The following is a 19,951-nucleotide window of genomic DNA, read 5'->3' on the forward strand; positions in this document are numbered from 1 at the left end:
AGAACGTCTTTGGAGAAACATGATGTTTAAGCCGCTCCGTTTTGATCCCATTCTCAAGGCTATTCCAGGGTTGGCTCACCTGCGCCTGACTCCTCACGCGGCGCATAATGCGAAGAAGCATGCGCGTGTGCATGTGGATGAGCAAGTGGAGATAGATCAGGTTCAGGCGACCCCCAAGGGTCTCAAAGAGACGCGTATACGTGAAAATATCCAGAAAGACGTGAAGGTCGAGCGGAGGAGGGGCGAGACGACGACCGAGGTTCATGAGCGCATCACTGAGGACATTAAGGTCAAGAGGGTTGAGAGTGATGGTGTGCCAAGTGAAACGTTGATGCATGTGCATACGACTATCGAAGATGTCACGCATATTGAGATGACGCCGCCTCATCCCCCACGTGAGGAGACGCCAATCTACCAGCGCACGCATCATCACCTGGTGCATGTTCTGGACACGCCCTGCGCGATCTGTGGCGTGCGTAATTCAACCCTGCAAGATCCCAAGGAGAATCCCTTTGGCGCGCAGGATATTGAGACGCACCACTATCCAATCGAGCGGAGCCTGCTAAACGCCTGTGATCCAAAGAAGGTGCATCACATCTTTCCCCAGGTCAAGGATTACGAATCTCTCGAGGATTTCGTTGATTCCGAGGCGAATATGATGGTGTTGTGTGATGTCCATCACCGCCATCCCCATTATGGTATTCACCATATCCTGGCGCAGGACTTCTTTGTGCAGCCATTCCTGTATGGTGGGTACGAGGTCGTTGCGGAGGTTGACGAAGTGGAGAAGGTCATGGTGGCTAATGAGCGCGTCATTAAGCGCCATGCTCCCAAAGATCTTGATAACTAACGTAAAAATAGTGAGAAGCCAGTTAGGCGGCCGCCTAACTGGCTTCTCACTATTTTTACGTTATGATTTATTTAGAGGGAGGGTAAACCAGAAGGTTGAGCCCAGTCCTGGGGTGCTGGTGACACCGACGCGTCCACCCTGGCGCTCGATAATTGAGCGGCAGATGAAGAGGCCCAGGCCCAGGCTGACCCCGGAACCGTTGCGTACATGAATGCCGGGGGCGCGATAGAAGCGTTCCCAGATTCGTTTCTGCTGTTCCTCATTCAGTCCAGGCCCCTCGTCACGTACAGAAACAGAGACCGCGTTTGATTTTAGAGTAACCTCGACGGCGACGGGCTTATCGGTGTCAGAGTATTTCAGCGCGTTGGTCAGGTAGTTGTTGATGACCTGTTGCACGCGCTCGGGATCGGCCTTGATCCGTATTTCAGCCTCCTCAGGCATTATGAGCTGTATCATGCGATCAGGATGCAGCGTGCGTTGGTCCTCGACGCAATCCTGAAGGCTCTCGACGAGATTATATAGACGCGGGCGCAGTTCCATGCGGTCGGCGCGCACACGCGAGGCATCGAGGAGATCATGAACCAGGCGGTTTTGCAGCTCAAGCTGATGCTCGATGCGCAGGAGATTCTTCCGTAACAGAGAGAGCAGGTCACTCTTCTCCTCTACCTGTGGTTGGCTGCCAAGCACGCGCTGTACCTTGCGTTCAGAGACCTGAACACACATCTTTGCTGCGGTAATTGGCGTACGTAACTCGTGTGCTACGACACTGATGAAGTTATCTAGCTCAGCCAATAGGTGCTCTACCTTATGGCGTGCCTGCACCTGCTCGGTAACATTGGAGCCGATGATAATCACACCATTGACGTTCCCATCAGAAGCAAGCATAGGCTGATACGCTACGTTATAGTACTGTTCAACCAGGGAGCCGTCGTTGTGCTGATCGACAAGAACACGATGTTCGACAATCGAATGCTCTTTGCCAGTTGTACGTACTTGTTGAATCACGGGCGCGACTTGAGAGGCATACTCAGGCAGGGTTTCTTGCAAGGTTTTGCCCAGAACCGGGCGCTGACCAAAGGCCTGCCAGGCATTGGGATTAACAAGTTCAAAGCGCTGCTCATCTTTGCTCAGGACGATAATGGAAACAGGGGCTTGCATCAGGATGCGCGAGAGATTCGCGCGTGCAGCCTCTGCATCGGCGCGAGCTTTGATTGTCTGGTGATGCGCACGTTGTACCTGAGTGCTCAGCAGGGTTATGCCCAGGCCAACCAGGGTAAACATAAACATGCTATAGAAAAATTCAATCTGCTCAAGTGCCAACGAGATATGCGGTGGTAGGACCAGGAAGCCTAGCAGGAACGTACCCCAGAGTGTCGCAAGCAGGCCAGGAAGTGCTCCCCAGCCCAGAGAGACGATGAGGATGCCCAGCACTACAGGTGCGCTAACAAAGCTTAATTCCGGAGCGATACCTTTAAGGTAGAAGATTCCCAGAACTGTCAGGAAAGGCAGCAGTAGAGCCAACATATAGCCAGCTAAAGGTCGGCGTAGAGGGGCTGGCAGATATGACGGTGTAAAGACTGAGGCTCCCCAGAACGCATACAGGCGTTTCCAGAAACCCTGATTGCCTGGATTTATGCGCCAAGTGTTCTGCTCAATAGAAGATGCAGGATGCTGTGAAACCTGTTCTTGGAGCGTTGAGGTTGATTTTTTGTGCTTGATTGTGTGCATATAGGCCTCCTTCGAGGTTTTAGCCGCTGGAGCACATCACTTTATGTGAGGCTCGTAACTGCAAGCACCATGCAGTATATGTGTATAGCCTTTAAAAGGGAGAGACTCTAATAGGAGCTTGTGTTTGAGCTGATAATAGTTCCGTCGCGACTAGCGAATCCTGACAGGAGCCAGGATTTTCTCGCGAGCGGGTTTGTGAGGGAATGACTTCCTCACCGGATGGACTACCGGCAGATGGACCCTGCACTCCCCATCCTCTACTCCCTTGCGCTCGAAAGCTCCAGGAGCTACTTTGCGGATAATATTCCCTGCGCCATTGACATCAGCATGGATGACCCGCCCATCGGCTGCTCGATACAGTCCCCGCTCGATGCGCTTGCCGCTAAACTGGTAGGCCACCTGCTCGCCTTTGCGATACACGGGCAGGGGGTCGAGATCAAGCAAGCTGGCTTTGCTCGTGTACGACTCTTCGGTGAGGATCACGCGAATGCCGACCAGTTCCGCTTTATACTGGAGCATCTGAATGAAGCGCGCATGCGGGATCTGCACAAAGTGCTGATTGGTGCGCTTCCCTAAGCGGATCTCTTGTTTTTGCAACGGATTCTTGCCCATGATCAACGTCCCGATCCCCTCGGCGACCAACAGATCAATCAGGAAGCGGCTGGCCGTATGCAGGTCGTGCTCGATCCGCCGGTTGCGTCGAGTCGTCAACTGTTCCACGCGCCGACTTCGGCCAGGATGTCCGAGGGATTTCTGGAGCACTGCTCGTTGTTTGTTATAATACTGGTTACAGGACTTGATGCCGCGCCCGTTAACAATCACCGGGACAAAGCCTGGTTTGTTTGAAGTTAGCGTGGCCAGATTATCCATACCCGGATCGAGTCCGGCGAGCAGATCAGGATCAACCGCCGTGACGGTGGGTTCGTGTTCAGAGATGACTTCGACCACGACATAGCCCACTTTGGGAACCACGCGCACCTGCGCGATGGCTTTGGGGTCTTGCCGGGTTTTCACCTGGATGCCCAGTTGCGAGGGCTGGATGATCCCCCGATCCAGGGTCCGTTTGCCCCGGCTCACCGCTTGCATGGTATAGACGAGCAGGTTACGCCCCTTCGCCTTGGGCAAGTACTTTGGGAGTTGAGGACGCCCCACGAACTTTGCCGGGGTCTCTCGATACACCAGAAGCGCCGCCCAGAAACTCGACCAGGCGGTGCAGACCTGCTTGAGCACCTGTTGCGCGACTTTGGCAGGCAACGCCCGGTATGCCTCGTGCTCTTGCATCCGCTTATCCAGCGCAGGATAGGAGAGGCTGGTGTTGGTCAAAAAGAAGGTTTGACGCAACTCATAGAGGGCGGCATTGTAGAGATTCTTGGAGGCAAAACAGGCTGCATCCACGCAGGCAAAGCGCGGATCGGTCTGCGCAATCACATGCTTTTCAACCAGTTGCATCTTGCGCCTCCAATTCCTGGACAATGCGCTCGGTCTTTCGTTTCGCTCGACGCTGCCCATAGAGTCTGGCACAGAAGCTATAAATGATGCTCGTCAGGTCGGTGAGCAGATCTTCGGTCCCATTTTCGGCCTGATTGACCACCTCGATTTCCCGCCCGTAAGCGGTGAGGAGCGTCTCAATATAGCGAAAGCCAAAGCGCGTCCCCCGGTCTTTGTGTTCAATGACAATCCGCCCGACGTTGGGATCAGCCAGGAGCGCCAGAAACTTGGGCCGATTGTCGTTGACCCCCGAACCAATTTCTTTGACCACCTTGCTCACCTGATAGCCACGAGCCGCACAGTACGCCACGAGCCGCTCCGCCTGACTGTCCAGGTTCGCCTTGTTCTCGGCTGAGGAGACGCGGGTGTACACCACCGTCGCAGCTTTCACCGGGCTGGCGGATCTTGCAGGTTCATCGATCAGGATCGTGTGCGCTCCCACGCGTCGACCCTGAATCTTGCCGTCTCGGAACCAGCGCCAGGCCGTCTCATAGCGGACCCCTTGTTGTTTTGCGTAATCACTGAGTTTCATAGGAAAAGTGTACCAGGATGCTCAGTGATTGTCAAGGATTCGCTATAACTTCAATGATCGGTTTCAATACCCTTCTCTTTGTATATACAAATCGAACGCAATTGCCAAAACTTAAGGTCAGCCAGTAATTTTAGCAAGAGAAAAGGCTTTCCGGGTCTCTACAAGCCAGAAAGCCTTTAAGCAGTTTTTTGATGTTGGGTGAGGGGATTACGCACCTGCGTAGGTGACGATGAGGTCAGTGATATAGCCGAGCATAAAGCCGACGAAGAGCCCCCACATGATAATTTCGTTGGAGGCCATGCGTTTGGCGACGGCGAGCAGTTCTACGATTACATAGAGAATCGAGCCAGCCGCCAGGGCCAGGAAGAGGATAAAGAGCAGATCAGACTGGAAGGCCATGCCGACAACGGTGCCCAGGAAGGTCGGGCCACCACCAATGAGGCCGACCAGGGCAATAAACTTCCAGGAGACGGTCTCGTTTGTGAGAGGACCGGCGATGCCAAAGCCCTCCGTCATGTTATGCAGGCCAAAGCCAATGATGAGGATGCCCGCGAGCGAGAGCGCCCCTGTGGCCGCTGACTGACCAATAGCCAGGCCCTCAGAAAAGTTGTGTAGGCCGATGCCGATAGCGATCATGAGCGCTAGCAGTTTGGGAGATGGCGTCCTGGCTGACTTGATCGCTGTCGCCACGGCACCACCTGTCGCCACAGCCTGGGCTTGCTCCGTCTGCGCAGACATGGCGGCTTTGCTTGCGGCAGCCCCAACAAGTGCAGGCGATGCCTCAGCGCTATCAGCCTCGATGATTACGCGTTTGCCAGGCTTGTAGCGCGCGATGATATATTTATTAAAATATACGAGGCCTAGCAGGCCAACCAGAAAACCTACGATCATCAAGAAAGCTTCGAGGAAGACAGTGCTGGCACCAGTATGCTTCTGGCTCAAAGTTTCTATAGCGCTATTGATGGGTTCTGTTCCCTTGCTGATCACATCATAGAAGAGAAAGACCAGTACGCCCGCCGCCAGCATACTGGCAAAAGTCTTGAACGACTGCGGGGCTTTTTTGAGAAAGGCTAGAGGGAGACCGAGGTAAATAGTGAGTCCGGCGAAGGCTCCTAGAAGGATAATGGTTCCTGTAGGCACAACTGAATCCTTTCGTCGTGAGCATCTGTATCTCTCAAAGAGGGGCAGGATTGACACGACATGTATATGTATTTTTGTTTTTCTGCGTCGGCAAATAGTGATATTAGGGCATGCTAATATCCGACTGCTATGCTTGGGATTTTAGCACTTTATCCCCAAAAAAATCAAGAGGTGAGGAAGAAATTCTCAGGATGTGACGAAGATTCGTTTCGCTATTTGACCTTTTCTTCTCGGCTCGCAAGCTCGCCGAGGGGTAGAAGGGATGGGCATGTGACACGGGCATTTGCCCATGTCACATGCCCATCCCTTCTACCCTGAGCGCCGCAGGCGCGAAGAAAAAACTTTTGAGAAGCCCTGAGGAGATGTGGCACCCTCGTTTTTACATGTGCTACACTGGCGGTACCAGGAGAATATGCGCTGGAAATACATATATAAGGAACAGACCAAACGTATGAGCGAATATCTTTTTACTGATGTGACGGACTATACATTCGCCCAGTTGAGCGAGATGCATAATAGTAGCTTTACCGATTATTTCTTTCCTATGCACATGACGCCGCAGATGCTTGCAGACTTCTGGCGCATCAATCATATCGATGCCAATCACTCTGTTGCCATGCATAGCACTGAGGGCGAATTTGTAGGCCTGGCACGCCTGGGGGTACGTGGGACGCGTGCCTGGTGTGGAGGATTTGGGATTGCGCCCGCCTTTCGTGGGAGGGGCGTAAGCCATCTCCTGGCGGAGCAGATGGTGCATGTAGCTCGCGAGGCTAACTTTGAGACGCTGCAACTGGAAGTCTTATCCCAGAATGAGCGTGCGATTAAGACTTACAAGAAGGCTGGCTTCGTCGCTCGCCGTCGGCTACTGGGACTCGAAGTCGCGACCGCGACGCTGCCAGAGGCCGAGTCGCTGCATGTTGAGCGTGTGCCGCTTGAGGCACTGCTGCCCTGGCTGAGCCAGGACGCGGAGCTTCCCTGCTGGGGACGTGAACTGGCGGGCCTGTTAGCGTTGAGCACTGAGACGATTGTCGCGCCCGGCCCTGGTCGTGGTATGAATGGCCTGGTCATACAGCGCTCTCATGGCGTCACCCGTGTGCAGGCCGCCGTGCTACAGAGCGAACTGACTGACGCGGAGCTGGCGAGCCTCCTGCGCGAGGCTGCGGGCGAGCATGCGAAGATTCAGATCTATAATGAACCTGCGAGTAGCGCCCTATATGCGCGCTGTCTCAGGCTTGGCTTCATCGAGTTCTTTAGCCAGCACGAGATGCTGGTACGTCTCTAGAGTTTAATGCAGGTGTGAGCTGAGGCATAAGTTTGGCGAGCGCCTGCGTCCGACTTTTTACCTCAAGTTTACCGCAGATATTGGCCACATGCTTCTTCACTGTCCCCTCACTGATAATTAACTTCGCGGCTATTTCGCGATTGGAAGCTCCTTGCAATAGCAGATTAATAACCTCGTTTTCGCGTTGCGTAAATAGCTCGCGCCTTGCGTGCTTCAGGGTTGGTGTCGTCTGGACCGCAGAATAATAGTTTGTCAGGTTGCCGAGCTGGTTATCCGCCTGGGGTAGGGCAATCATCGCGTTTCCGGTGGCCTGCGTGGCGTAATAGAGCGCGTTGTTGAGCAGGCCATTTTGTTGATACCAGGTGCAGGCGCGCAGGTAAAGCTCAGGGAGCAGGGAGGCGTTCTGCTGGCGCAGGTAGCCACGTAAGACCTCTGCGAACAAAGGCTGATAGCGGAACCAGCCTCTCTGGGAATCTTGCGCTTCAATGAAGATATTATGTCGCGCTAAATAGTCGAGCATAGCCTCGCTATTGGCCTGGAGTGAGACCGCGCTGGCGAGCGAGATATCGAAGCTATCTAGAGGTGCGGTTGCCAGTAAGAAGCGCTGTACCTCCTCGGGCTGTTGTAGCAGTACCTCTTCCACCATATAATCGTTGAGATGGCGTTGGGGAAGTGAGCATACCTCCTCTATAGTTCCCCCCTCATGGATAGAAGCTACCAGCAGGTGCAGGGCCGTAATCCAGCCATTGGCGCGGGTTGCCAGGGTGACGTATTGTTCCGTGGTGAGAGGCTGCGCGAGCAGCCGCGGCAGGAGTTGAAGCATCTCCTGTTGCGAGAAGCGCAAATCATCCATATGCAACTCATTCAGGAGCCGCTGCGCGCGTAGCCGGGCCAGGGGTAACTCTGGACGTGTGCGCGAGACGATCACGAGGTGAAGCTGGAGTGGCATCAGCTCAATAAGTGTTGTGAGTGCCTGGTGGATCTCCTGTGCATAGAGCACATGATAGTTATCGAGTACCAGCGTAGCAGGCGTAGAAAGTCCGTCAAGTGCATGTAGGAGAGCGTGTAGACCCTGCGTCAGAGTTGCATGTGCGCAAAAAAGCTCAATGGATACCAGGTCACTGAGGCCGGGCATAACTTGTTCGAGGGCCGCGATAAAGTGTGACCAGAACCTGGTAGCCTGATTGTCCTCTTTGTCTAGCGAGAGCCAGCTACATGCGTAACTCTGCGAGACTACCTCATTATGCCACTGACGTAAGAGGGTCGTCTTGCCCCAACCGGCGGGGGCGGTGATAACGGTCAGGCCTGTCTCCAGACTGTTTTGTAGCTTTGTGAGCAGATGGGGGCGAGGCAAAACGTCCCTGGCCAGGGATGGCGTACGTAACTTGGCCTCGAAGAGTTGGTAGTTGTGCTGGCAGGAAGAGTAGGTACAGAGATTAATCGCGATAGAGTTGAGGCGTTCGGCAGTAAGTTCCTGTGGCCTCCCCAGGTACATCTTGCGAATTTTGCCCTGTTGCTTGCGATAGGCATACCAGTACCAGCTATTACGCTGACGCTCGTGGCGAGCGGTGAAGGAGCCAAAGTGGCTCTTGAAGGTGAAGGACTTGTTCTGAGCATCGGCGAGCCAGGTATGCCACTGATGTGATCCGACTGTGACTCTCGGTGTTGTGTGTTGTGTATAGCCCCGTGGATGGTCTGGTAAGTAGTCTTGTAAGTATAAGTGGTCGTCAAAGACCTGTGGTATAGGTTGTCGCAGCATAGCCCGCAACTCCTCATCTATGAAGAATCATGCAATAAAGAGCCTCTCTAACAATCTCAACTGTACCTGATCAAGGGTGCCGGACGCATCCGCATATATGCCTAATTTATAGAGAGAGCTGGCAGAGTAAGCATATAGGCCTATATGCTTACTCTGCAATCCAATTTAATAGATGAGCGTGTTGATATGGCATGTGGGCGAAGCCCACATGCCATATCAACACGCTCATCTATTAAATCTTTTAGGTCAGGTGGTGTTCGAGGGCATAACGGGTGGCGGCACTGCGGGAGGAGACGCCAATTTTGTTATAAATAGAGCTGAGGTGGGCCTGAACGGTACGCGGGCTAATTACCAGTTGCTCGGCGATCTGGGCATTGGTAAGGCCAGTGGCGAGGGAACGCAGGACCTCGACTTCACGTTCGGTCAGGTCATCAAGGTGGGTGAGAGTCGATGTGGTTGGTTGCGCCTGAGATACCGGAGTGTCAACTGCGGGTTGCTTCTCTTGCGTAAACACCTGTTCTGGAGTCATGTGCTGGCCTTCGAGCCAGGCGGCTTGAAAGCGTGTCTCTCCCAGCTGGGTCTGGGCCTGTGCCAGGGCAAGCTGATAATAAGCGAGTTCGATGTGCGGAATAGGGGCGCTCATAGCGCTACGCAGGGTAGCTGCGGCCCCCCAGAGGCGCGCCGCTTGCTCGGGCTGTCCCTGGGCCACGCAGATTTCGCCCAGGCGCTCCAGGCAGGAGGCGATAAACCAGCGATTGCGAATCTGGATGGAAATCTCCAGACTTTTTACGATTAAGGTTCGGGCTTTCGCCATGTCGCCTCGAAGAAGGGCGAGCATGCCGAGGTCGGCCAGGCGATAGTAATTGGTCTGGATATCGTTTTCGCTATAGCTCTCTTCCAGGAGCCTCTGCGCGGTCTCGTAGTCGCCTTCGATCATGTAGAGCAGGGCCATGACACCCAGGGCATCGGCGATCTGGCGTCTATCGCTGACTTCACGTGCAATATTGAGTCCCTCGGTAAAGAGCTGGCGGGCCTGCGTGTTCTGGCCCTCGTTGAGGACGACAAGGCCAAGCTGGATCAGGCGGGGCGAGATAACTTCGCGGTCATTAATGGCGCGTGAGATTGCCAGGCTCTCCTCCATGTAGGTGCGTGCCGCGTCATAGTTGCCGCGATGAGCCTCAACGTGACCTAGCATATTGAGCGAGGCAGCGGTCATGGCATGGTTTTCCAGGCGACGCATGCTTGCTAGGCTTTCGTTGAGTAAGGTTATGGCGAGTTGCAGGTTACCCTGATTAAACTCGACGCTGCCGAGAGTAAAGAGCTGGGAGGCGATGCCCTCTTCGTTCTCTGTCTCGCGAAAGATCGCCAGGCTCTGCTCTAAAAGCGTCCACGCGGCCTGATCCTCGCCCTTCTGGTGGAGGGCAACCTCGCCCAATGTCCCAAGATACTGAGCAATCTTATTCTCATTGCCCAGTTCTCTGGAGACCGCTGAGCTCTCCGCGAACCATGTTTTGGCTGCTGAGTAATCTCCCATATAGAACGTCAACATGCCCAGGGGAACGAGGACGAAGGCGATACCAACGCGGTCACCGACCTCGCGATGGATCTTCAGGCTCTCGGTGAGCAACTGGTAAGCAGGAGCATAGCTACCCAGGTGCGTTAAAACCTGGCCTAGCTTACTCAGGCGGTAGGCGATACTACGTTTATCTTGCAAACGCCTGGCGATGGCCAGGCTCTCCTCGTAGTAGGTCCGGGCTTTTTCTAGATGATAACCCAGCGCGACGGCCTCATCGGCCAGAGATGCCAGGACATCGGCGATGGTATAGAGATCCTCCTGCGTGCGCGCGATAGTCAGGCTCTCTTCGAACAGGGCATGACCCTGAAAAGGTGAGGTGCGGGCATAGGAACAGCCGAGTTGATGCAGCGTTGTGGCAATGCCTCTTTGATCCTGTAGCTCGCGGTAATAACCCAGGGCCTCTTCTAGCAACTCGGTTCCGCGCTGATAGAGACCCTGGCTGTCCGCCAGGACGCCAGCGGCATAGCAGGCACGTGCCAGGATATGCTTTGCGACCCGGGCGGGCATCATGCTCTGTAAGGCCCTTTCTAACCACTGAAGTCCTTCGCTCTGATGGTTGCGAATGAGCCAGAAGCGCCACAGCGCGCTCCCTAAGCGTAGTGCCAACTCGCTTTGGGGTTGGGTCAGGAGGCGCTGGAGGGCGGCGCGCAGATTATCATGCTCTTGTTCGAGACGCTCAAGCCATTGAACCTGCTGGGCCTGACGCAGGTGTGGCTCGGCCTCCTCCGCCAGGGCGAGATAGTACATTGCATGGGCATCATAAGCCACCTGGGCCTCTGCACTGGCTCGGAGCGTCTCTTCACCATATTCGCGAATGGTTTCCAGCATAACCAGGCGCGCCTCTTCGTTGGTGCGCTCAACCATGCGCAACAGGTTCTTATCGATGAGCGAGGTGATAGGCGTGAGCGGATCACCCTCATCGGCATCGATGGCCTGGCAGAGGTGCTCGACGGCCTCCAGAGTGCAGCCTCCCACGAAGGCGGAGAGGCTGCGGAAGAGCTTTTGCTCTTGCGGATCGAGAAGCTCATAGCTCCAGGTCAGGGTGGCGCGTAGCGTTTGCTGGCGACGGGGGAGGTCACGCGCACCATGCGTAAGAACTTGCAGGCGGTGTTCCAGGCGAGCGAGTAGCTTTCCTGGTGGCAGAATTTTGATGCGGGCCGCCGCCAGCTCAATACCCAGAGGCAGGCCATCGACACGCGTACAAATTTCAGCTATCGTCTGCGCATTCTCAGCCGTGAGTTGAAAATCGGTTTTGACGGAGCGCGCACGCTGGACGAAAAGCGCGACCGCCGCGTTATGCGCGAGGGCCTCAAGGTCGGTCGTAAGTTTTAGATCTGGTAAGGCTAGTGGGGGCAAGGCAAACTCGTGTTCCGCCCGCAGGTGCAGTACCTCCCGGCTGGTTACGAGAATTTTCAGAGCCGGGCAGGTCGCGAGCAGCTCCGTAATAAGCGGCGCCGCAGCGATGACCTGCTCAAAGTTATCGAGGAGGAGTAAGACATGCTTCTCGCGCAGATAACGCTTGATGCGCTCCAGGAGCGGCATCTCATCGAATTCTACGAGACCCAACGATTGCGCCAGGGTGGGTATAAATAACTCGGAGGAAGAGGTTGAGGCCAGGGCGATGCGGCGTACACCATCAGAGAATGCAGGTTCGAGCTCTGCCACGACTTGTAGCGCCAGACACGTCTTACCCACCCCCCCGGGACCAGTAATAGTAAGTAAACGCATAGCCGGCTCGCGTAGCAACGTGACTGCCGAGGCTATCTCTCGCTCGCGCCCAATAAGGGGCGTTAAATGAACCAGGAAGATATCTCTGCTTTCTGGTTCAGGTCGCGGCATATTTGTATTTGTGGTTAAGGGTGTTGGTAAGTCGGGCATGAGTGTGTGCCTATAGGGAGATAGCCGTGTGTGTTCATCGATGTCAGATGCTTTTCTGGTTCCCAGGGTTACCTAACGGTACGTATACTATAATACACATCCATAAATATGTCTAGTTACATTATTTCCCGCTTCTCAACAGCGGTTAATCATATTTTAAGTAGGTGTAGTGGCATGGATTATGGGGCAAGCCTGTAGTCCATGCCACTACACCTACTTAAAATATAAACCCACAAATACTACTTTTGTTGCCTGTCTGACTGGCTGGTCTCCAGATACACTATGTCTACAAATTCATCGCAGCAGAGATTCTCTTACCAAATCAACGTTGATATTTTGACTGAGGAGGTTGTATGACTCCCAATATATTGTCGCGAAGCCCTCGTAAAGGGGGCCATGGCAAAGGCAGGATGGTCCTGTTCTCACTGGCCGCTATCTTTGCCATGCTGCTCTCAGCATGTGGCGGTGGCAATGCCAGCAATTCAGGCACGAAGACGACGACCCTGAATATTCTGGCCTCGCCCAACGGAAATTTTAAGGCCAGTAACTTCAATCCGTTTATCGACCCTAATAACGGCGCGATGTATGGCGCACAGGGCATGATCTACGAGACGCTTATCTACATGAATCGCTATGATGGCACCGTTACCGACATGCTTGCATCCGATCACAAGATTGCTGATGATGCCAGCAGTGTGACCTTCACGATTCGTAAAGGTGTCAAGTGGAATGATGGCCAGGCTTTTTCCGCCGATGATGTCACGTTCACGCTCAATCTCTTGAAGCAATACCCCGCTCTCGATCAGCAGGGCTTCTGGACGAACATTATTAAAGATGTCACAAACCCTGACTCTAACACCGTCAAGGTTGATTTCAAGAGTCCCAACTCCATCGCACTCTGGAACTTCTCCCAGCTCTACATCATCCCTAAGCATACCTGGTCCTCGGTGTCTGACCCGACAACATATACCAATGATAAGCCAGTTGGTACCGGCCCCTACACTCTGAAGTCCTTTGGTCCACAGGCTTATACCTTGCAGAAGAATACCACCTATTGGCAGTCGGGCTTGCCAAAGATTGACCAACTGCGTTACCTGGCCACGAGCGATAATACGGCTGCGCAGTTGAAGATCTCCAAGGGTGAGATTGACTGGGCCGGTGTGGGTTGGGATCCCAAGTATGATGCCAGCTTTACCCAGGTTGACCCTCAGCACTATCATCACTGGTTCCCTGGCAATAACACCGTCATGCTGTACCTGAACCTGACGCACGCTCCCTTTAATGATCTCAAGGTTCGCCAGGCCATCAGCCTTGCGATCAACCGGGATGACATTCATGCGAAGGCCGCACTCTACGCCGATCCCGCCAACCCAACGGCTGTGCTGCCCTCTCACAAGGCCTTCCTCTCTTCTGATTATCAGAACGTGAAGTTCTCACCTGACGCCGCCAAGGCTGAGTCTCTGTTAAAAGAGGCTGGCTACACCAAGGGAAGCGATGGCATCTATCAGAAGAATGGCAAGAAGATCTCCTTCCAGATGATTGTGCCTAGCGGCTGGGCTGACTGGGAGGCCACGCTCGCGGTTATCTCAGATAACCTGAAGGCGATTGGTATTGACGCTAAGCCTAATTCCCTGGCTACACCCGATGTTTACACAGCAGCTCTGAACAAGGGCGACTATGATGCCGCCATCTCCTGGACGGATAAGGGTCCATCTCCGTACTTCACCTTTGTCGACCTGCTGCGCAGCGACAAGACCTGGGGTAATGGCAAGGTGATTGCTGGTGGCTCGACCAACTGGGAGCACTGGCAGGATACCGCTACCGACAAATTGCTGAATCAGTACCTGGCCTCGGCCGACCCGAATGTGCAGAAACAGGCCATTCAGGGCATCGAGAAGACCATGGTTGATCAGTTGCCGGTTATCCCGCTGGACTACAACGTCGGCTGGTTCGAGTATACGACGAAGAACGCCGTGGGCTGGCCCGACCAGAGCAACCCATACGCGTATGGCTCGCCGTTCGATGCACCCGACAACGAGAACATCGTTCTCCACCTGTCACCAGCAAATAGCTAGGTAGTACAACCTGTAGGGTCCGGTTTGCAGTCCATGCAAGCATGGACCCTACGAGGTATTTATGGCCCATGTTGGTGACTGAACATGTAGGGTCCATAGTTGCTAGAACATGTAGAGTCCATGCTTGCATGGACTAGAAAAAGGAACCCCAATGCGTCATTTGCTCCGCCGCGTAATCTTCTATGTGGCCGCATTGTGGGCCTCGGTTACGATTAATTTTATCCTGCCCAGGTTGATGCCAGGCGATCCGATCCAGGCATACGTCGCGAACTTGCGTGGGCAAGGAAATATTACCGAGGCCACGCTCCAGGCGTTGCGCGTCCAGTTTGGTTTAAGTGATGCGCCTTTGCCTGTTCAGTATTTCCAGTATCTAACAAACCTGCTCCAGGGAAAAATGGGCGTCTCGATCTCGCATTTTCCCTCGCCCGTGCTCTCGGTGATTGCCTCCGATATCCCATGGACGCTGGGCCTGGTTGGTACGGCATCTGTGATTAGTTTTCTTCTGGGCACACTTCTAGGTGTGTTTGTCTCCTGGCGTCGTGGCTCCTTGCTTGATACCGTTGCCGCCCCTTTGTTGACCTTTTTCTCCGCTATTCCTTACTTCTGGCTGGCGCTTGGACTAATCTACCTGCTTGCCTTCCGCAACAGCTTTTTCCCGCTTGACTCGGGCTATGACACGACGAGCGATATTGGTCCTAGTTGGGACCCGGTCTTTATTGCTGGTGTGATTCAACATGCAATCTTACCCGCCACCACGATTGTCATTAGTTCGATCGCGGGCTGGATGCTGAGTATGCGTAACTCAATGATTACCACGCTTTCGGAAGATTATGTGCACATGGCGCGTGCCAAAGGACTCTCTGACCGTCGCGTCATGATGGCCTATGCCTCGCGTAACGCCATTCTCCCCAGCATTACCGGTTTTAGTATGTCGCTTGGTTATGTTGTGGGTGGCTCCTTGCTTACGGAGATGGTCTTCTCATATCCGGGGGTTGGCTTCGACCTCTTTAATGCCATCCACCATCTCGATTATAGCCTTATCCAGGGCATCTTCCTGTTTATCGCGCTTGCGATGCTGGCGGCAAACTTCATATCTGAGATCGTATATATGCTTCTAGATCCACGCGTGCGGAATGAGAGGGGCTAACTGATGGGGATAGATCGAGGAACGCCGCCCAATACACAGGGCGTGCTCAATGAACCTGTTGCGCCAGGCATTTTAACAACAGCGAGTCCTGGAATCGTGATTGTGCCCGCGAAGAAGCAGAGCCTCTGGAAGACGTTCGTCTCGGTTGTGACTGTCAACCCGCGTATGACGACTGGTTTCTGTATTCTGGGCTTCTTTGTCCTGTTAGGCCTGGTAGGTCCCTTCCTTGCCCATTATAATCCGACCGGGCTTTCAAATGACCTGTTTCAAGGTCCTTCAGCTAAACATTGGCTGGGTACAACGCCACGCGGTGAAGATATCTTCGCGCAGCTGGCTTATGGTACGCGCTCCTCACTGCTGATCAGTTTTGTCGCGGCGATTGGATCAACCTTGCTCTCTATGGTAATAGGCTTGACCGCAGGCTACTTTGGCGGCTGGGTCGATGATGTGCTCTCCTTCCTGACCAACATTTTCCTGGTGTTGCCAGGGCTACCCCTGGCCATCGTCATCGCAGCCTTTGCCGTGAAGGGAACATGGACGATCATCGCGGTGCTCCTGCTGACGAGCTGGCCCTGGGGGGCGCGTGTCCTGCGTGCGCAGACGCTCTCGATCAGCCAGCGCGAGTTCGTGGGTGCCTCCCGACTCATGGGCGAGAGGCCCTGGCGGATCATCTTCTCCGAAATCCTGCCTAATGAGATCGCCATTGTCTCATCCGGCTTTGTGGGCACCTTCATTTATGCTGCTCTGACAGAGGTCGCGTTGGAGTTCCTGGGCCTGGGCGATGCCACGACTCCCACCTGGGGTGTAATTCTCTATTGGGCACAATCGGAGAACGCGTTGCTCTCTGGTGGCTGGTGGCAATTTGTGCCACCGGGCCTCTGTGTCGCTGTACTGTGTGCGGGCCTGGCCTTTATCAACTTTGGGATCGACGAGTTCGCGAATCCAGCGTTGCGTACAGAACGTGGTCTGCGCAAGTTGTTGAGGCTCACAAAGAGGATGAAGGTTGTCGCATAAATACTCTACCCATGTGTGGCATTAAACCCCTATGCCCACACATGGAGAGACAGGAGCATATATGAGTAGCACAGAACAGATCCAGACGTTATCATCCGCAGACCTGGCCTTAGCAAGAGTCTTTCCAAAGAACTTTGTCTGGGGTGCGGCGACGGCGGCCTATCAGATTGAAGGCGCGACCCAGGAAGATGGACGCGAACCCTCCATCTGGGATATGTTCGCGGCTATCCCGGGCAAGGTGCATCAAGGTGATAATGGCGCTATCGCGAATAACCACTATCACCTGGTGCAAGAAGATGTAGAACTAATGTCGCAACTGGGCCTGGGCGGCTATCGTTTCTCTATCGCCTGGCCGCGTGTTATTCCCCAGGGGCGAGGCGCCGTCAATGCCGCCGGGTTGGATTTTTATGATCGCCTGGTAGATACATTGCTTACCAAGGGCATTACCCCTTTCGCCACGCTCTATCACTGGGACCTGCCCCTGGCGTTACACCAGGAGGGAGGCTGGACGAATCGTGCTACGGCCTACGCCTATGCTGAGTACGCTGAGATCGTCGCCCGACGCCTGGGAGATCGCGTGGCTGGCTGGATGACCCTCAACGAGCCGTGGTGTTCGGCCTATCTAGGCTATGGCATCGGCATTCACGCGCCAGGGGAGCAGGACCTGCAACAGGCCATAGATGCCGGCCATCATCTCCTGCTCGCGCATGGCCTGGCCCTGCCGCGCCTGCGCGCTATTAGCGCGCCCAACGTTCCAGTAGGCATCTCACTTAATTTCACCCCCATTTATCCTGCCGATGAGCGTGCTGAGACTCTGCGCGATGCCGAGCGCGCGGACCTCTTCGTCAATCGCTGGTTTATCGAGCCGCTTGCACGGGGGCAGTATCCTGATGGCCTCTTTGCTGCCCTGGAAGTTGAGCCTCCCCCCGTCCAGGCCGGGGATCTAGAACTCATTGGGGCACCTATAGACTTCCTGGGCGTGAACAACTACACGCGCGATGTCGTGCGTGGGGGGACCATGTCCGCGCGCGCTAATGAGTCGATCAAGGTAGGGCCCGTTCCCGGAGCTTGCTATACCGAGATGGGTTGGGAGATCTATCCCCAGGCCCTGGCTGACCTGCTGATCCGCCTGCACCGCGAGTATGGCATGCAGGCCCTGTATGTTATGGAGAATGGCGCGGCCTTTAAGGATAGCTGGGATGGCGGCGACCAGGTACATGATCCCCGGCGCGTTGCCTACATGCAGGAGTATATTGGCGCGCTTGCTAGCGCGATTGAGCAGGGAGCGCCCGTGCGCGGCTATTTCGTCTGGTCTCTGATGGACAATTTTGAGTGGGCCGAGGGCTATGCCAAGCGTTTTGGCATCGTCTATGTCGACTACCAGACGCAGCGCCGGATTATCAAGGATAGTGGCCTCTGGTACAGCGCACTGCTTGAAGCCTGGCGCGCTAATACGGTTTCATAAGCAGCCTATCATCACAACCACCCGCCTGAACGGCAGTGCTTGCCCATATAGCTACATATGCTATGTGAGCAAGCACCGCTTTTTGCTTATGGTTTCACTTATTCTGTAGCCAGGCCTGGAGGATCTCTTCAAAGAGGTCAAAGGCGTCATCCTGGGGAGCGTAGCCGACGAGTTCGCGCGTGCTATTGATATTCAGGCGTTTCAGGTGGTTATCGGAGATACCGTGAACGATGGCAAAGGGGATATTGGGGGTCTCAATGCAACCAATGAGGAGCTGGTTAAAGTCACGTTCACTAAGATATACGCTTAACCCACGTGGATCTGGGTATTTATGCATCCACTCGGGAACAACGCCGTTTCTAGTATAGGCGCCAATACGGATCGCGATACTTGAGAGGCCTTCACTATGCGCGAAATAGGTAGCCACGGCCTCACCAAAGCATTTGCTCACTCCGTACATATTGCCAGGTCGGACAGGAGTCTCGGTGTGCCCCTGTATATCCTCCGCATAGCCTGAGAAAACATGCGCGCTGCTGGCGAAAACCACGCGCTGGCATCCCTGGTCTTTAGCGGCACGAAAGATGTTGTAGACGCCCTGGATATTGTTGGGGAGGAGTGACGAGTAAAAATCGGCCTCGGGACTAGGGTCAGCTGCCAGGTGTACCACGATATCGATATCGCGGCATGCCTCCTGGCATGCCAGGGGATCGGCGATATCCAGCGTGATGACTTCGTGCTCCTTTACCAGTTCTTCGGGCAGAGTAAACGGTGCTTTATCTGCCAGGCGAAACGTATACCGCGAGGAGGTGGCAGCGAAAAAGGCTGAGCCAATCCCCCCGGCAGCACCAGTTAACAAAATTCTTGTACATGACGAAGTTTGATGACTGTCCATGCCGCTTGAAACCTTTCATTTTAGTTCGTATCATATCAGGAGCATACGTATGTGGCAAGCGGTGATAAATCTAGCCTCATGGTACAATGCCAATAGATAAAGGTAGATGCTTATTTCTCGATGTTGAGAAGGAGGTATGTTTATGAAGGCCGTTATATGTAAGGCATATGGACCGCCTGAAAGCCTGGTCGTTGAGGAGCATGAGCCGTTGCAGGCGGGCGCGGGCCAGGTAGTAGTCTCAGTCAAGGCGTGTGGCGTGAATTTTCCTGATACCCTGATCATTCAAGGGAAGTATCAGTTCAAGCCACCCCTGCCATTTTCACCGGGCAGCGAGATCGCGGGTATTGTGAAAGAGGTTGGACCAGGCGTAGCGTCAGTGAAGGTAGGCGACCCGGTTATCGTCTTCACGGGGCATGGTGGCTTCGCCGAGGAGGTTGTGGCTGAGGCCTCACAGCTTATTCCCATGCCGCCACAAGTAGATTTTCCCCTGGCGGCATCTTTTGTGCTCGCGTATGGCACCTCGCATTACGCCCTCAAAGGGCGAGCGCAGCTTCAGCCAGGCGAGACCCTGCTCGTGCTGGGAGCCGCGGGAGGCGTGGGTCTGGCGGCGGTAGAGCTTGGAAAAGCCATGGGAGCGCGCGTTATCGCCGCTGCATCCAGCGCTGACAAACTGGATATATGCAGGCAATATGGCGCGGACGAGGTTATCAACTATACTAGCGAGGACCTGCGTGAGCGCATCAAAACCCTGACGAATGGCGAGGGCGTGGACGTGGTCTACGATCCGGTGGGTGGGGCTTACGCGGAACCTGCGCTGCGCGGCATGGCCTGGGGCGGGCGCTACCTGGTAGTAGGCTTTACCACAGGCGAGATTCCACGCATCCCACTCAACCTCACGCTCCTCAAAGGCTGCTCGATTGTTGGGGTCTTCTGGGGTTCGTTCACGGCCCGCGAGCCGCAGCGCAACCAGGAGTATTTAAGCGAACTCTTTGCCTGGTTGCAAGCTGGCAAGGTCAAGCCCCTGATCTCGGCAAAGTATCCACTTGAGCGTGCCCCCGAGGCGTTACGAGATATGATGGAGCGTAAGGTGAAGGGCAAGGTTGTGCTAGTCGCAGAGCCGTAACC

14 protein-coding genes are annotated in these 19,951 nt (G+C 54.6%); 7 read left to right on the forward strand and 7 right to left on the reverse strand.

What is annotated here, in order from left to right; genetic code table 11:
* The first annotated feature begins 19 nt into the window (after positions 1–19).
* Positions 20–850 (forward strand): hypothetical protein, encoded by an 831-nt coding sequence (locus KRAC_RS48715; protein ID WP_157508006.1) that lies wholly within the window; start codon positions 20–22, stop codon positions 848–850.
* A 60-nt stretch (positions 851–910) separates the two neighbouring features.
* Here KRAC_RS48715 and KRAC_RS48720 read toward each other — a convergent pair whose 3' ends face one another.
* The 4 genes from KRAC_RS48720 to KRAC_RS48735 form a co-directional block, all read right to left on the reverse strand.
* Positions 911–2,578 (reverse strand): ATP-binding protein, encoded by a 1,668-nt coding sequence (locus KRAC_RS48720; protein WP_007919997.1) that lies wholly within the window; start codon positions 2,576–2,578, stop codon positions 911–913.
* A gap of 150 nt (positions 2,579–2,728) precedes the next feature.
* Positions 2,729–4,027, reverse strand: a complete 1,299-nt coding sequence (locus tag KRAC_RS48725; RefSeq protein ID WP_007919998.1) for an RNA-guided endonuclease InsQ/TnpB family protein — start codon at positions 4,025–4,027, stop codon at positions 2,729–2,731.
* A complete protein-coding gene (locus KRAC_RS48730) occupies positions 4,014–4,598 on the reverse strand; it encodes an IS607 family transposase (protein ID WP_007904801.1) in 585 nt (194 codons plus the stop codon). Before KRAC_RS48730 ends, KRAC_RS48725 begins: the two co-directional genes overlap by 14 nt.
* Before the next feature lie 207 nt (positions 4,599–4,805).
* Positions 4,806–5,738: a ZIP family metal transporter gene (locus KRAC_RS48735; protein ID WP_007920001.1), complete on the reverse strand. Its 933-nt coding sequence runs from the start codon at positions 5,736–5,738 to the stop codon at positions 4,806–4,808.
* Between the two features lie 451 nt (positions 5,739–6,189).
* Between KRAC_RS48735 and KRAC_RS48740 the strand changes: the two genes are divergently transcribed.
* Positions 6,190–7,020 carry a GNAT family N-acetyltransferase gene (locus tag KRAC_RS48740; RefSeq protein ID WP_157508008.1) on the forward strand — a complete coding sequence of 277 codons (831 nt, stop codon included), beginning with the start codon at positions 6,190–6,192 and terminating at the stop codon, positions 7,018–7,020.
* Here KRAC_RS48740 and KRAC_RS78835 read toward each other — a convergent pair.
* Together KRAC_RS78835 and KRAC_RS64100 are read right to left on the reverse strand one after the other, a co-directional pair.
* Positions 6,989–8,779, reverse strand: a complete 1,791-nt coding sequence (locus KRAC_RS78835) for a LuxR family transcriptional regulator (RefSeq protein WP_007920005.1) — start codon at positions 8,777–8,779, stop codon at positions 6,989–6,991. The two genes, KRAC_RS48740 and KRAC_RS78835, sit on opposite strands and share 32 nt — an antisense overlap.
* 241 nt (positions 8,780–9,020) lie before the next feature.
* Positions 9,021–12,194: a tetratricopeptide repeat protein gene (locus tag KRAC_RS64100; protein WP_169461042.1), complete on the reverse strand. Its 3,174-nt coding sequence runs from the start codon at positions 12,192–12,194 to the stop codon at positions 9,021–9,023.
* A 392-nt stretch (positions 12,195–12,586) separates the two neighbouring features.
* Here KRAC_RS64100 and KRAC_RS48755 point away from each other — a divergent pair, with 392 nt between their 5' ends.
* From KRAC_RS48755 to KRAC_RS48770, 4 genes are all read left to right on the forward strand, one after another.
* Positions 12,587–14,308 carry an ABC transporter substrate-binding protein gene (locus tag KRAC_RS48755; RefSeq protein WP_007920008.1) on the forward strand — a complete coding sequence of 574 codons (1,722 nt, stop codon included), beginning with the start codon at positions 12,587–12,589 and terminating at the stop codon, positions 14,306–14,308.
* 151 nt (positions 14,309–14,459) lie between these two features.
* Complete coding sequence (locus tag KRAC_RS48760) at positions 14,460–15,455, forward strand: ABC transporter permease (RefSeq protein ID WP_007920009.1); 996 nt, start codon at positions 14,460–14,462, stop codon at positions 15,453–15,455.
* A gap of 3 nt (positions 15,456–15,458) precedes the next feature.
* The gene (locus KRAC_RS48765) at positions 15,459–16,469 is read left to right on the forward strand and encodes an ABC transporter permease (RefSeq protein ID WP_007920010.1); all 1,011 of its coding nucleotides are present in this window, start codon (positions 15,459–15,461) and stop codon (positions 16,467–16,469) included.
* A 61-nt stretch (positions 16,470–16,530) separates the two neighbouring features.
* Positions 16,531–17,934 carry a GH1 family beta-glucosidase gene (locus tag KRAC_RS48770; RefSeq protein ID WP_007920011.1) on the forward strand — a complete coding sequence of 468 codons (1,404 nt, stop codon included), beginning with the start codon at positions 16,531–16,533 and terminating at the stop codon, positions 17,932–17,934.
* Positions 17,935–18,028: 94 nt separating this feature from the next.
* On the opposite strand, the gene KRAC_RS48775 is transcribed toward KRAC_RS48770, so the two are convergent.
* Complete coding sequence (locus KRAC_RS48775) at positions 18,029–18,826, reverse strand: NAD-dependent epimerase/dehydratase family protein (protein WP_007920013.1); 798 nt, start codon at positions 18,824–18,826, stop codon at positions 18,029–18,031.
* Positions 18,827–18,968: 142 nt separating this feature from the next.
* Here KRAC_RS48775 and KRAC_RS48780 point away from each other — a divergent pair, with 142 nt between their 5' ends.
* The gene (locus KRAC_RS48780) at positions 18,969–19,949 is read left to right on the forward strand and encodes an NADPH:quinone oxidoreductase family protein (protein WP_007920019.1); all 981 of its coding nucleotides are present in this window, start codon (positions 18,969–18,971) and stop codon (positions 19,947–19,949) included.
* Positions 19,950–19,951 lie beyond the last annotated feature (2 nt).

Source organism: Ktedonobacter racemifer DSM 44963 (genome assembly GCF_000178855.1).
GTDB lineage: Bacteria > Chloroflexota > Ktedonobacteria > Ktedonobacterales > Ktedonobacteraceae > Ktedonobacter > Ktedonobacter racemifer.